This window comes from Cronobacter sp. JZ38, from assembly GCF_008932145.1.
GTDB lineage: Bacteria > Pseudomonadota > Gammaproteobacteria > Enterobacterales > Enterobacteriaceae > Cronobacter > Cronobacter muytjensii.
Window position 1 is genome coordinate 557,846 of sequence record NZ_CP017662.1, and the last position, 14,723, is coordinate 572,568.

Sequence of the window (14,723 nt, forward strand, 5' to 3'; positions counted from 1 at the left end):
GCGCGCCTTACGCCTCAGGCGGCGCGTCCATCAGAATATGGCGGTCGCCCGTTGCGCCCACGACACAATTACGCCCCGCGCGCTTCGCCTGATAGAGCGCCTCATCAGCCCGGTTTTTCAGCGTCTCCGCATCGATATTCTCATCAACTCCCGTTGCGGCGCCTGCGCTTATCGTCAGCACTTTCTCTGTTAACGGCGTGGCCGGGTGCGCCAGGCGGGCGTGATGAATCGCCTCAAGTGCCCGTAACGCTACCCGCTGCGCGGCATGAATATCCGCGCCCGGCAGAATAATCGCGAACTCTTCGCCGCCGTAGCGCGCTACCCGGTCGGAATTGCGCAGCGGCAGGCTGCGCAGGATCTCGCCCACCGCCTTCAGACACTCATCGCCCGCCACGTGGCCCAGGGTATCGTTATAACTTTTGAAAAAATCGATGTCGCACATGACCAGCGAGACCGGCAGACCGGTCTGGCGCGCGCGGGCGATGCACTGCTCCAGATAAATATCGAACTGGCGGCGGTTAGCCAGGCCGGTTAAGCCGTCCACCAGGGCCAGATCGTGCAGAATATGATTCGAGCGCGTCAGATCATCGCGCAGCACAATAAGCTCCTGCTGGTAGCGCAACGTGGCGCGGATCTGGCGCAGCACCAGCACGCCGAAAATCATCACCACGCCCAGCAGTACGGCGCTGAGCGCCACGGTCGGAATGTTGTTGCGCCACCAGGTCGCGCGCAGCTGATTGATGTCATAGCCCGCCGATACCACCAGCGGATAGCGCGCCAGCATGGAGTAGCCGAAGATGCGCGGCACGCCGTCAATCGCCGATTTCCAGGCGCCGCCGCCGGTCGGGGCTATCTTCAGCATGCGGGTAAAGAGCGGGCTGGAGGAGAGGGTGCGGTTGATGTAGGAATCCGGGAACGGACGCACATACAGCACCGTGCTATCCACGAACGTGATGCCCAGCGTATCGCTCGGCCCCATTTCGTAATAGCCGTAAAACTGGCGGAAATAATCGAGCTTCACCGTCGCCAGCAGTACGCCGCGAAAGCGCCCCTCGCGGTTATTCAGCCGCACCGAGACCGGCACCACCAGATCGCCGGTAGAACGGCTGCGCAGCACGTGACCGATACGGATGCTGGTATCGTTATGCTGGCGGTGCCAGATAAAATATTCACGGTCGGCGTTATTGGCCCGCGCGGGGATATAGCCGCCGGAGGTCGCGAGCCAGTCGCCCTGAGTATCATAAACGAACAGCCCGTGAAGCTGCGGCAGCTGACGCTGCTGCTGGGCGAGCTGACCGCGCAGGCCGCTCCACTCGGCGGGCTGGAGGAAAATATCGTCGGAGCGGCGTACCAGCTCATCAAGCGTTAGCTGCACCTGAAGAAAGGTATCCTCCGCCTGCCGCGCCAGTGAAAGCGACTGGTTACGTGCCTGCCGCTCCGTCTCTTCAACGCTATGCTGCCAGGATTGCCATAGCGACCAGCCGCTGACCCCTGCCACCAGCAGCGAAATCAACAGTAAAAAGGCCAGCATCACGGCATCGGGTGAACGTAATTTTGCCTTGCGCAAGCGGCGCTCTCCTGAAGGCGTTTCAGATAAACGATAGTAATACGATTTTGTTGATTTTAGCGACAGAAAGCCGTGGCGACAGGCGGAATAGACAGGTAAAAAGACGCGACCATGCAGGATAGCGCGGTCGCGGGACAGAGGGGCATTACGAGGCGAGAGAGAGCGTGACGTTCGCTTTTTTATCGACGTTTTCGGCGAGCCACTGCGCGACGCGCGACTGTTCTTCAGCGTTCAGCCACATGCCCAGTTTGGTACGGCGCCAGATGGCGTCATCCAGACGGCGCACCCACTCATGCTCAACCAGGTAGCGCAGTTCCGCTTCGTAGAACTCATGGCCGAAGTTTTCACCGAGCGCGTTAAGATCGGCGGCATCGCCGAGAATCAGCTCGCTGTTGCTGCCGTAGGTCCGCGCGTAGTGACGCGCCAGCGCCTCGCTGATGAACGGATAACGGCGGCGCAGCTGCGCGGCGTAATCATCGCGCTCGCCCTGGAAAGCCCCGCCCGGCAGCACCGCACTGCGGGTCCACGCCTGGCCGATATTGTGGTAATACGGTGACAGCTTCTCCATCGCATGTTCGGCAAGCTTGCGGTACGTCGTGAGCTTACCGCCGAAGACCGACAGCAGCGGCGCTTTGCCGTTGTCGTCGTGAATATCGAGCGTATAGTCACGGGTGATCGCCTGCGGCGAATCGGATTCGTCATCGCAAAGCGGACGCACGCCGGAGTATGTCCAGACCACATCGTCGCGGCCCAGCGGTTTTTTGAAGTGCGCGTTGTAGACTTTCAGCAGGTAGCTGATTTCCGACTCGTCGATCGCCACGTCTTTCGGATCGCCTTTGTACTCGACGTCCGTGGTGCCGATGATAGAAAACTCATCCATCCACGGAATGACAAATACGATGCGCTTATCTTCGTTTTGCAGAATGTACGCCTGCTTCTGGGTATGCACGCGCGGCACCACAATGTGGCTGCCTTTGATAAGGCGGATGCCATAAGGCGATTTCAGTTGCAGGCCGTCATCGAAGAAGTTTTTCACCCACGGGCCGGTGGCGTTCACCAAACCGCGCGCCTGCCAGGTGTAAGTTTTGCCGGTATCGATATCTTCCACTTCCACAATCCACATGCCGTTTTCGCGGCGTGCAGAGGTGGCGCGGGTGCGGGTCAGCACTTCACCACCTTTTTTCACGACCATCTGGGCGTTCGCCAGCACCAGGCGGGCGTCATCGACCCAACAGTCAGAATATTCGAAACCGCGCACGATTTCCGGCTTCAGGACGGAATCCGAACCAAAACGCAAACCGGTAGAGCCCGGCAGGCTGGTGCGTTTGCCGAGGTGATCGTACATAAACAGGCCGGTGCGGATCATCCACGCGGGGCGCAGATGCGGGCGGTGCGGCAGTCGAAAGCGCATCGGGAAGGCGATGTGCGGCGCCATTTTCAGCAGCACTTCGCGCTCGGCCAGCGCCTCGCTCACCAGACGGAACTCATAATGTTCCAGGTAGCGCAGCCCGCCGTGGATCAATTTGGAGCTGGCGGAAGAGGTGGCACATGCCAGATCCTGCGCTTCCAGCATCAGCACAGATAATCCACGCCCTGCGGCGTCTGCCGCGATACCGGCACCGTTGATGCCCCCACCTATCACAATCAGATCTTTGGTTTCCATGCTGCTGCCCTCACGCACTTTCGTTAAAGCTCATAAATGTTCGTTATCGCTCATAATAGCAAACAAACGCGCTTTTGATAACAACAAAAAAACAATTCAGTGTGATGTGAATAACATTATGGCGTTACAGCCGGAGGAAGCCTTACACTTACGTTATTATCGACACACGCGCCGTGCGCCGTTGTGTCAGGCAGACGCCCCCTTTACCGATGAAAGAGAGCACCATGGATCAGTTTGAATGCATTAATGTCGAAGAAGCGCACCAGAAACTGCAGCAGGGGAGCGCCGTGCTGGTGGATATTCGCGATCCGCAAAGTTACGCGATGGGCCACACGCCGGGCGCGTTTCATTTAACTAACGCCACGCTGCCCGCTTTTATGCAGCAGACGGATTTTGACGTGCCGGTGCTGGTGATGTGTTATCACGGCAACAGCAGCAAGGGAGCGGCGCAGTATTTGATTCATCAGGGCTTTGACCAGGTCTACAGCGTCGACGGCGGTTTTGACGCCTGGCATCGACATTTCCCGGCGGAAGTGGCACACGGCGAGAGTTAAGCGTCGGTCTCCGCGTCGTTCGCAGGTATACTGTTTCTCTCCTGTGGGGATACCCCTCTGAACAGAACGACTTGCTATCTATGTTGATGATTAACGCGTTTGACAACCCGCGTCTGGCCCAGGCGTTTGTTGACTATATGGCGACTCAGGGCGTCATGCTGGACATTCAGCGACACGACACCTGGGATGTCTGGCTGGCCGATGAATCGCAGGCCGAAAAAGTAAAAGCGGAGCTGAGCTATTTCCTGGCGCATCCGGGCGATCCGCGCTATCTCTCCGCGAGCTGGCAGACCGGGCAGCTTAACGCTGGTCTGCGCTATCGCTCTTATCCGTTTATGGCGACCGTGCGCGCTCACGCGGGCCCGCTTACGCTTGGCATGATGGTGTTGTGCGTCGTGGCGTATCTCGCGATGAGCATCATTGGTTATCCGCAAGTCGCCGTCTGGCTTGCATGGCCTTTCGATCCCTCTCTCAAATTTCAACTCTGGCGCTATGTCAGCCCCCTGTTGCTGCACTTTTCCCTCCTGAGCCTGATCTTCAATCTGCTATGGTGGTGGTATCTTGCCGGTCCGCTGGAGAAGCGGGTGGGCAGCGGCAAGCTGCTGACGCTGACGCTGGTGACGGCGCTGGTGGGCGGCGTTATCCAGTTTCAGGTAGGCGGCCCATGGTTTGGCGGCCTCGGCGGCGTGGTTTACGCGCTCGTTGGCTATGTCTGGCTGCGCGGCGAGCGTGAGCCGGAAAGCGGGCTGCACCTGCCGCGCGGGATTCTGGTGTTTATGCTGCTGTGGCTGGCCATTGGCGGGCTGGGGCTGTTTGGCAACAAGACGGCGAACGCCGATCTGGTGGCGGGGATGCTGATTGGCCTGGCGATGGCCATGACGGATACTCTGCATGCGCGAAAACGAAAATAATACGGCAACACGTCAGGAGAAGGGTGTGAAGCAAACACAACGTCACGACGCCATTATTGAACTGGTCAAAAAGCAGGGCTATGTGAGCACCGAGGAACTGGTAGAGCAGTTCGCCGTCAGCCCGCAAACTATTCGTCGCGATCTTAACGATCTCGCTGAACAAAATATGATCCTGCGCCACCACGGCGGCGCGGCGTTGCCGTCAAGTTCGGTCAATGCTTCCTGGCATGATCGTAAGGCCACCCAGACGGCGGAAAAAGAGCGTATCGCCTATAAAGTCGCAAGCCAGATCCCCAACGGCGCGACGCTTTTTATCGATATCGGCACCACCCCAGAGGCCGTGGCGCACGCGCTGTTAAACCATGAGAATCTGCGTATCGTCACCAATAACCTGAACGTGGCGAACACATTGATGGTAAAAGACGATTTCCGCATCATCCTGGCGGGCGGCGAATTGCGCAGCCGCGACGGCGGGATTATCGGCGAGGCGACGCTCGATTTTATCTCTCAGTTCCGGCTCGATTTCGGCATTCTGGGCATCAGCGGCATCGACAGCGACGGCTCGCTGCTGGAGTTCGACTATCACGAAGTGCGCACCAAGCGTGCCATCATCGAAAACTCGCGCCACGTCATGTTAGTGGTGGATCACTCTAAGTTTGGCCGTAACGCAATGGTGAATTTAGGCAGCATCAGCCTCGTGGACGCCGTGTATACCGACATCATGCCGCCTGCCGGCGTGATGCAGGTGATTAATGCCAATAAGGTGCAGTTAGAGTTGTGTTGATGATGTTGGTGGGCGGCGTTGTTAATGAGGCGACGGGTGCGCTGCGCTGAGTCGCCCTACGCAACCCGTTTGATGAGCAGGCAGGGTGGGTAAGCGAACGCACCCACCGTTTAAGCCCGCCACCCACTGTGGGCGTGAATCGCCGTCTTAAACCCCGTACCCCATCATTTTCAACAGCTGCTGGGCATGCTGCACGGCGGCCTGACGGTGAGCCACGCCGAGCTTCTGATACAAATTCCGGATATGGGTTTTGATGGTCGTTGCGGCCACGTCAAGCTCGCCCGCGATCTGGTCGTTGCTGTAACCGGAATAGATAAGCCCCAACACCTGCCACTCGCGCTGGGTCAGCGGGCTGGTGCGGATGAGCTCCGGTACTTCCGGATGATTCAACAGTTTATTGACGAAATTCTCATCAAAATGCGCGAATTTATGGCGATGGTGCTGGTTAATGTCGCGCAAAATGCGCTGCGCGCGATGCTGTTCGATTTCCGGCAGCGTATTAAGCTGTAACAGCTGGCGCAACTGCTGCGCCATCGCCTCGCCTTCAATCACAAAATGGCTGATAAACCCGGTGCGGTTTGCGAGCGTCAGGGCTTCCATCAAGACCCGCTGGGCATCGCTTTTACGCCCGGCGTTCCAGTAAAGCTGATTCAGCAACAGCAGGTTGCGGTTGATATCGCTCATCAGGCGCAGGCTGCGCGCATTTTCGTTCAGCTCTTCCAGCACCATCTCCGCCGGGCCGTATTCGCCAAGCAGGATCTGCGCGCGCGCGATGTTGCGCCACTGGCTTTGCAGAAAATGGTTATTGGCGAAGGCCGGTTTCGGCGTCTGGCGCAGCCAGGTCGCGGCCGCCGCTTTGTCGCCGGTCATCTGCCAGTAAATCACCCGCACTTTATCGGCGTTGGAAACCCAGTCGCTGTGGTAATGGCCATTGCCCAGCAGATTTTCAAGGCGATTCAGATGGCTGCGGGCGTTGTCGAGATCGCCGCGCGCCAGCGAACACTGCACCAGCAGCGCCAGGCACTGCAACTGCTGTTGCGGCTGATAGCTCGCCAGCACCGTCATACCGGTGCGCGCGCAGGTTTCCGCTTCATCAAGACGCGCCCAGGCCCACAGCAGTTGCGCGCGAATGCGCAGCAGGAACTCATGGAGCGGCAGCTGTTCCAGATGCTGCTCCTGAATAAGCACAAACGCTTTCTCCTGCGTCTCCCACGCGGCCTGCAAAAAGCCCTGGGCGAAGAGAATTTCGCTCTGCTGGATAAGGCTCCAGAGCGCGTAATGCCAGACATCGTGACGGCGCGCCATCAGCTCGGTTTGCTGCATCACTGACAGCGATTTGGTTAAATCGCCTTTGCAGTGCAACACTTCGCCGTGTACCGACGTCGCCACGATACGGCTGTAAAAATTCGCCAGCGGCAGCGTGTCGAGCGCCACCATCGCCAGCCGTTCGGCCTCGTCCGGGTCGCCGTCGTTAATCGCGACTTGCGCGCGCAGGGCATTGAATTCGCCATGCAGCGTCTCGTCCATTTCGCCTTTCATCTCCTGCTCGGCGCGCGCCAGCAGGGTGTTGACTTCGCTGTAACGATGCTGGCTCTGCATCAGCCATGCCTGCAACAGCACCAGGCGCGGGTTCGCCAGCAGGCTCTCCCAGGGCAGCGCTTTTAAAGACTGCTCCAGCAGTGTGAGTTCGCTGTGGTTGAACAGCCCCCAGGCGTGGTTCAGCAGAATATCGCGCAGCATACTGGCATCGCCTGCCGCAAGCGCATGGTGGATAGCCTCGCTCGGGAAGCCCTGCGCCATCCAGCTTTCCGCGGCGGCGCGGTGGATATCCGGCAGTTCCGTCGCCAGCTCCCACTGGCAGCGCTGGCGCAGGAAATTACCAAACAGCGGGTGATAGCTGAACCATTCGCCAGAGTCGTCCATACGCTGCAAAAACAGGCCCTGACGTTCGATCTCTTCAAGCCGCATCTGGCCGTTCTCTTCGCCGGTCACGCGCACGATCAGCGCGTCGTTCATCGAACGCAGCAGGGCGCTTTTCAGCAAAAACTGACGGGTATCGGCATCAACGTTGTTCAGTACCTCATCGACCAGATAATCGGAGAGATGGCTGGCGTTAATGCCTGCCAGACGGCGCGCTGACTGGTGCACCGCGCCGGTATTTTGTCGGGCAGAAAGGGCGATAAGCTGTAGCGCGGTGGCCCAGCCCGCGACGTCATCGCACAGGCGGCTGCTCTGCGCCGGTTCAATCGGCTGACTGAGGCGGCAGTCAAAAAACTGACGCGCCTCCTGATGTGTAAAGGCGAGCTGCTGGCTGCCGATTTCAAGCAGTTGTTCGCGCACGCGCAGGTTGGCGATACCCAACTGCGGCAGATTACGCGACAGCACAACCAGCGTCAGGTTATCGGGCTGATGACGCAGGAAAAAGCGCATCGCCTCATGGATAACGGGGTTGGTAATGTGGTGGTAGTCGTCAATCACCAGATAGAGCGGGCGCGACCACGCTGCAAGTTCGATAAACAGCTGCGCGAAGAGCGATGACAGGTTGGCGTACTGGCGTTTTTGCGCAATCACTTCGCTGCTAACGCAGTGCCCGCCGGTCGCCTGCTGGATGGCGGCGATAAGATAACTGGCGAAGCGCTCCTGCTGGTTGTCACCTTCATCCAGTGAATACCATCCCAGCTCGGTTTTTCCTGCGGCCCACTGCGAAATCAGCGTGGTTTTGCCGTACCCCGCAGGGCTGGTGATAAGCGCCAGTCGGTAGTTGCTAGCGCCGGATAATTTAGCCAGAAGACGTTCACGAACCACAGTGTGTTCAAGACGAACCGGGCGACTTAACTTAGACGGTATCAACATAGGATCACTTCACTGTGCAGGAGGCAACGAGATGACGATTTTTTTTGCGCTTCGTAATTAATACTAAATTAAGGTCGGACAGAACGGGCGCGATTGCAAGTTATGTCCTTTTTCGGGCCGCTTAAAGTTGCACTCTGTCACATTTCCATTTTTTCTGTGAATAATTCCTGTCCACTTCTCGCAAACAGGCACGGGCTCTGGGTTGGCATAAAAAAGGCGCTGTGCGTAATTCCGCCATCAGGGCAATAAAGGTAAGAAGACAGGCTGTTTTTAAGTGGGTTTTGTGGGCGGAATCACGCCACAAAGTAACAAAAACAGACGTTACGCGTTATTTTTGGTGAGAAATCATTCCTTCTGTTACATAACGGTTCGCAGACGCCTCTGTGCGCCCCTCATACCGCCTCTCTGATGCGTCCTCCTGTTGCAGAAATCTCACGTTCTTTTGCCCGTTTTCACCGCCAGCCGCTAAGGTTTAGTGGCGGCGATCACAGTTTTTGCTACTCCCCGCGCCTCCTCCCTCGCTAATCGGGGCCAGGATGAGGAATTCGCTCAGGCCGCCGGGCAAACTAACGAAAATTATCCCTATTTTCTTGCTACAGGACCCCGATTTACTATGTCACAGCCCACCTTTAATCCGGCCGATTTCGAGGCTGCCCTGACCCGTCAGTGGCAGCGTTTTGGTTTGCACAGCGCCAAAGAAATGACGCAGCGCCAGTGGTGGCAGGCGGTCAGCGGCGCGCTCTCAGAACTGCTCGTCGCTATTCCAGCCCGGCAGCCGAAGGCGCAGCAGCGCCACGTTAACTACATCTCTATGGAGTTTCTGATTGGCCGCCTTACCGGCAATAATCTGCTGAATCTTGGCTGGCACGATGAGGTCAGCAGCATTCTCGAAGGGCACAATATCCATCTCGGCGATCTGCTGGAGCAGGAGACAGACCCGGCATTAGGCAATGGCGGTCTGGGTCGTCTGGCGGCCTGCTTCCTGGATTCCATGGCGACCGTCGGCCAGTCTGCGACCGGCTATGGTCTTAATTACCAGTACGGGCTGTTCCGCCAGTCGTTCGACGATGGCAAGCAGATGGAAGCGCCGGACGACTGGCAGCGCCGCAGTTACCCGTGGTTTACCCATAACGCGGCGCTGAACGTGCAGGTGGGGATCGGCGGCAAGGTTATCAAAGAAGGTAAAAACACGCGCTGGGAGCCGGGCTTTGTTATCACCGGCGAAGCATGGGATCTGCCGGTGGTCGGCTATCGCAACAGCGTGACGCAGCCGCTGCGCCTGTGGCAGGCGACGCACGCCCATCCGTTTGACCTGACAAAGTTCAACGACGGTGATTTCCTGCGCGCCGAACAGCAGGGCGTCGACGCGGAAAAACTCACCAAAGTGCTCTACCCGAACGACAACCATCAGGCGGGAAAAAAGCTGCGTCTGATGCAGCAATATTTCCAGTGCGCTTGTTCTGTCGCGGATATTTTGCGTCGTCATCATCTGGCGGGCCGCAAGCTTGCCGAGCTGCCGGCTTACGAGGTGATCCAGCTTAACGACACCCACCCGACCATCGCCATTCCTGAGCTGCTGCGTGTGTTGATTGACGAGCATCAGCTGAGCTGGGACGAGGCCTGGGCCATCACCAGCAACACCTTTGCCTACACTAACCACACCCTGATGCCAGAGGCGCTGGAGTGCTGGGACGAGCGCCTCATCCGCGCGCTGCTGCCGCGCCACATGCAAATCATTAAAGAGATAAACACGCGCTTTAAAAAGCTTGTCAGCAAAACCTGGCCTGGCGACGAGGCGGTCTGGGCGAAGCTCGCCGTGGTGCATCACGGTCAGGTGCGTATGGCGAACCTCTGCGTGGTAAGCGGCTTTGCGGTGAATGGCGTGGCGGCGCTGCACTCCGATTTAGTGGTGAAAGATCTGTTCCCGGAATATCACCAGTTGTGGCCGAACAAATTCCATAACGTCACCAACGGCATCACGCCGCGCCGCTGGATCAAACAGTGCAACCCGGCGCTGGCCGCGCTTATCGATAAGACGCTGAAAAAAGAGTGGGTCAACGATCTCGACGCGCTGGCAGGGCTTGAAAAATATGCTGACGACGCGGCGTTCCGTAAGGCATACCGCACCATTAAGCAGGAAAATAAGCAGCGTCTGGCGGCGTATATTCACGCCCGCACCGGTATTGAAATTAACCCGAATGCGCTGTTTGACGTGCAGATCAAACGCCTGCACGAATACAAACGCCAGCACCTCAACCTGCTGCATATCCTTGCGCTGTATAAAGAAATTCGTGAAAACCCGCAGGCGGATCGCGTGCCGCGCGTCTTCCTGTTCGGTGCGAAAGCCGCGCCCGGTTATTACCACGCCAAAAATATCATCTACGCTATCAACAAAGTGGCGCAGGCAGTGAACAACGATCCGGCCATCGGCGATAAGCTCAAAGTGGTCTTCCTGCCGGATTACAACGTCTCTGTCGCCGAGATGATGATCCCGGCGGCGGATATCTCCGAGCAGATATCGACTGCCGGTAAAGAGGCGTCCGGCACCGGCAACATGAAGCTGGCGCTGAACGGCGCGCTTACCGTCGGCACCCTGGACGGCGCGAACGTCGAAATTGCCGAGCAGGTTGGCGATGAGAACATTTTTATCTTCGGCCACACCGTTGAAGAAGTGAAAGCGCTCAAAGCCAAAGGGTATGACCCGGTGAAATGGCGCAAAAAAGACAAACTGCTGGACGCGGTACTCAAAGAGCTGGAGAAAGGCGTCTATACCGACGGCGACAAGCACGCCTTCGATCAGATGCTGCACAGCATGGATAAACAGGGCGGCGACCCGTACCTGGTGATGGCTGACTTTTCCGCCTATGTTGAAGCCCAGAAGCAGGTGGATGTGCTCTACCGCGACCAGGAAGCCTGGACCCGCGCGGCTATCCTTAACACCGCGCGCTGCGGCATGTTCAGCTCTGACCGCTCTATCCGGGATTATCAGCAACGTATCTGGCAGGCAAAACGCTAAAGGAGCCGCCATGGAAAGCAAACGCCTTGACTCCTCCGCCCTCGCGGCGGGGATTAGCCCCAACTATATCAACGCGCACGGCAAACCGCAGGCGATTGGCGCAGAGACCAAACGGCGTTTGCTGGACGCGATGAACCCTGACGCCGCGCCGAAAGCGACCGCGAAATCGCCGCTGCCGCCAGTACTGGTGGTGGCGAAAAGCCGCCGTATGCAGCTTACGCCCCAGGGCCGCGGCGAGTATCAGTGGCTGCTGACCAGCGAGACCGGCGCGCAGTTTAACGGCGTCGCACGCGGCGGCGAGGCGCTCACGCTGCCCGCAAAACTTGCGGAGGGCTATCACACGTTCACGCTTACCCGTGATGACAGCCGCTGGCACTGTCGGCTTATCGTCGCGCCAAAGCGCTGCTATGAGCCTCAGGCGCTGCGCGACGGCAAAAAACTCTGGGGCGCGTGCGTACAGCTTTATACGCTGCGCTCGGAGAACAACTGGGGCATCGGCGATTTCGGCGATCTGAAGGCGATGCTCAATGAAGTGGGCGCACGCGGCGGCGCGTTTATCGGCTTAAACCCCATTCACGCGCTCTATCCAGCGAACCCGGAAAGCGCGAGCCCGTATAGCCCATCCTCGCGCCGCTGGCTCAACGTGATTTATATCGACGTTAACGCGGTGGAGGATTTCCACCTGAGCGATGAGGCGCAGGCCTGGTGGAGGCTCGACGCGACGCAAAAGGCGCTGAGCGCCGCGCGGGACTCACAGTGGGTTGATTACACCAGCGTCACGACGCTGAAGCTTACGGCGCTGCGGATGGCCTGGAAGCGCTTTTCCACGCGCGGCCCGGACGACGACGCCGTCGTGACGTTTCGTGATTTCGTGGCGCGCGCGGGCGAAGGGCTTTACTGGCAAGCGGCGTTCGATGCTATTCACGCCTGGCAGGCGCAGGAAGATCCGATGCGCTGGGGCTGGCCAGCCTGGCCGAAGGCGTATCAGAGCACCAGCAGCCCGGAAGTGCAGGCGTTTTGCAAAAAACGCGCAGATGACGTCGATTTTTATCTCTGGCTGCAATGGCTCGCGTATGAGCAGTTCGCCCGCTGCTGGGAGACCAGTCAGTCGCATGCTATGCCGATTGGGCTGTACCGCGATCTGGCGGTCGGTGTGGCGGAAGGCGGTGCGGAAACCTGGTGCGATCGCGAGCTTTATTGCCTGAAGGCGTCAGTCGGCGCGCCGCCGGACATACTCGGGCCGCTTGGCCAGAACTGGGGCCTGCCGCCAATGGATCCGCACGTGATGCAGGCCCGCGCTTACGAGCCGTTTATCGAACTGCTGCGCGCCAACATGACGCACTGCGGCGCGCTGCGTATCGACCATGTGATGTCGCTGTTGCGCCTGTGGTGGATCCCTTACGGCGAAACCGCGGATAAAGGCGCATACGTGCAATATCCGGTCGACGATCTGCTGGCGATCCTCGCGCTGGAAAGCCAGCGCCACCGCTGCATGGTGATCGGCGAAGATCTGGGTACTGTGCCGGCGGAGATTGTCGGCAAGCTGCGCGACAGCGGCGTTTACTCCTATAAAGTGCTCTACTTCGAAAACGAAGGCGGCAGCCGCTTTCGCGCGCCGAAACGCTGGACGACGCAGGCGATGGCGGTCGCGACCACGCATGATTTGCCGACGCTGCGCGGTTACTGGGAAAGCGGCGATCTGACGCTTGGCAAAAAGCTCGGGCTTTATCCTGACGAAGAGGTATTGCAGGGACTGTATGCCGACCGCGAGCGCGCCAAACAGGGGCTGCTTGAGAGTCTGCATCAGCACGGTTGTCTGCCGAAACGCGCCGGGCATCACGCCGCGCGCATGAAAATGGGCGCCACGCTGAACCGCGCGCTCCAGCGTTATATCGCCGACAGCAACAGCGCGCTGCTTGGCCTGCAACCGGAAGACTGGCTCGATATGGCGCAGCCGGTCAACATTCCCGGCACCAGCGATCAGTATCAAAACTGGCGGCGCAAGCTCACCGTCGGGCTGGAGGCGATGTTTGCTGATCCGACCGTAAACCGGCTGATTAGCGATTTAGATAAACGCCGCCGCGCCGCGTCTGCGGCAAAGCGTAAGTAATGGCTCGCCCCTGCGTTTCGCTTAAGGTACGCAGGGGCGACGTTTTTCTCTTCCCTGAATAAAAAGCTTGCTTTGTTTGAGTGGGCATGCGTTAATGCACTCCTCGGTTTGCGAGACAGACCCGTCGAAAAGCAGTTTAGTAAAGCAGTTCTCATTTCAAGTGTTATCCCAAGATATCCCTTCTTTTTGAGTCTCCTCCATAAGCGCTAAGTAAATTCTGTTATGCAGGCCACGAATGCCGTAAGGCTCAATGATTGATTTAAGGTGATAACATGTCTGATAAAATGACTGGTTTAGTAAAATGGTTTAACGCGGAAAAAGGTTTTGGCTTCATCACTCCGGACAACGGCAGCAAGGACGTTTTCGTTCACTTCTCCGCTATCCAGAACAACGGCTTCAAAACCCTGGAAGAAGGCCAGAAGGTCACTTTCTCCGTTGAAAACGGCGCGAAAGGCCCGGCAGCTGCTAACGTAACTGCTATCTAATCGCCCCGCTTGCGCGGTTTCCGACAGCGATGACGGGATAGCCCTGAGCAGTGAGATCGACGCAAAAAAGAACCCGCCTTGTGCGGGTTTTTTTATTCCGAGCATACGCGAAAAAAAAGCCCGCTTAAAGCGGGCTTTTTTATGGCTGACGTCCGGCGCTTAGTAGTAAGAGTGCTCGCCGCGCTGGTGCTCAGTGAGATCGCGCACGCCTTTGAGTTCCGGAAACTCGTTCAGCAGCTGCTTTTCGATACCCTCTTTCAGGGTTACGTCTACCATAGAACAGCCGTTGCAGCCGCCGCCGAATTGCAGAATGGCGTAGCCTTCGTCAGTAATTTCCATCAGCGTCACACGGCCGCCGTGGCCTGCCAGCTGTGGGTTGATCTGCGACTGCAGTAAATACTCCACGCGCTCCATCAGCGGCGCGTCGTCCGCGACTTTACGCATTTTCGCGTTAGGCGCTTTCAGCGTGAGCTGCGAGCCCAGCTGGTCGGTCACAAAATCGATTTCCGCATCTTCCAGATACGGGGCGCTCAGTTCGTCCACATAAGCGGTGAGCAGATCGAATTTCAGTGCGGTATCCGTAGCTTCCACGGCGTCGGGCGGGCAGTAAGACACGCCACATTCAGCATTCGGGGTGCCTGGATTGATAACGAATACGCGGATCTGCGTCCCTTCTTCCTGATTTGCCAGTAGCTTGGCAAAGTGTGCCTGGGCGGCATCGGAAATACGGATCATAGCAATGGCCTAATAGTTGACTATTTTAGTTGGTTATAATACGCC

The 14,723-nt window shown here is 58.1% G+C and carries 10 protein-coding genes; 6 read left to right on the forward strand and 4 right to left on the reverse strand.

The genetic code is table 11. From position 1 onward, the window contains the following. Positions 1-7 precede the first annotated feature (7 nt). Both BJP61_RS02545 and glpD read right to left on the reverse strand, forming a co-directional pair. Positions 8-1,567 (reverse strand): sensor domain-containing diguanylate cyclase, encoded by a 1,560-nt coding sequence (locus tag BJP61_RS02545; protein WP_171997788.1) that lies wholly within the window; start codon positions 1,565-1,567, stop codon positions 8-10. A 145-nt stretch (positions 1,568-1,712) separates the two neighbouring features. Further along, positions 1,713-3,230: a glycerol-3-phosphate dehydrogenase gene (gene glpD, locus BJP61_RS02550; protein ID WP_171997789.1), complete on the reverse strand. Its 1,518-nt coding sequence runs from the start codon at positions 3,228-3,230 to the stop codon at positions 1,713-1,715. Between the two features lie 224 nt (positions 3,231-3,454). Here glpD and glpE point away from each other — a divergent pair, with 224 nt between their 5' ends. From glpE to BJP61_RS02565, 3 genes are all read left to right on the forward strand, one after another. After that, positions 3,455-3,784, forward strand: a complete 330-nt coding sequence (gene glpE / locus BJP61_RS02555) for a thiosulfate sulfurtransferase GlpE (RefSeq protein WP_038867182.1) — start codon at positions 3,455-3,457, stop codon at positions 3,782-3,784. Between the two features lie 80 nt (positions 3,785-3,864). Then, positions 3,865-4,695: a rhomboid family intramembrane serine protease GlpG gene (gene glpG / locus BJP61_RS02560; RefSeq protein WP_038867042.1), complete on the forward strand. Its 831-nt coding sequence runs from the start codon at positions 3,865-3,867 to the stop codon at positions 4,693-4,695. Positions 4,696-4,720: 25 nt separating this feature from the next. Further along, positions 4,721-5,479: a DeoR/GlpR family transcriptional regulator gene (locus BJP61_RS02565; RefSeq protein WP_038867185.1), complete on the forward strand. Its 759-nt coding sequence runs from the start codon at positions 4,721-4,723 to the stop codon at positions 5,477-5,479. Positions 5,480-5,626: 147 nt separating this feature from the next. Here the strand turns inward: BJP61_RS02565 and malT are convergent, their stop codons facing one another. Next, positions 5,627-8,332 carry an HTH-type transcriptional regulator MalT gene (malT, locus tag BJP61_RS02570; protein ID WP_038867044.1) on the reverse strand — a complete coding sequence of 902 codons (2,706 nt, stop codon included), beginning with the start codon at positions 8,330-8,332 and terminating at the stop codon, positions 5,627-5,629. A gap of 613 nt (positions 8,333-8,945) precedes the next feature. On the opposite strand from malT, the gene malP reads away from it, so the two are divergent. From malP to cspA, 3 genes are all read left to right on the forward strand, one after another. Beyond that, a complete protein-coding gene (malP, locus tag BJP61_RS02575) occupies positions 8,946-11,348 on the forward strand; it encodes a maltodextrin phosphorylase (RefSeq protein WP_171997790.1) in 2,403 nt (800 codons plus the stop codon). Between the two features lie 10 nt (positions 11,349-11,358). After that, positions 11,359-13,458, forward strand: coding sequence for a 4-alpha-glucanotransferase (gene malQ / locus BJP61_RS02580; RefSeq protein ID WP_171997791.1), 2,100 nt, complete (start codon positions 11,359-11,361; stop codon positions 13,456-13,458). Between the two features lie 272 nt (positions 13,459-13,730). After that, complete coding sequence (gene cspA, locus BJP61_RS02585; protein WP_038867051.1) at positions 13,731-13,943, forward strand: RNA chaperone/antiterminator CspA; 213 nt, start codon at positions 13,731-13,733, stop codon at positions 13,941-13,943. 159 nt (positions 13,944-14,102) lie between these two features. Here the strand turns inward: cspA and nfuA are convergent, their stop codons facing one another. After that, on the reverse strand, positions 14,103-14,678 hold the full coding sequence (gene nfuA, locus BJP61_RS02590) for a Fe-S biogenesis protein NfuA (protein ID WP_007720650.1): 576 nt from the start codon (positions 14,676-14,678) through the stop codon (positions 14,103-14,105). Positions 14,679-14,723 lie beyond the last annotated feature (45 nt).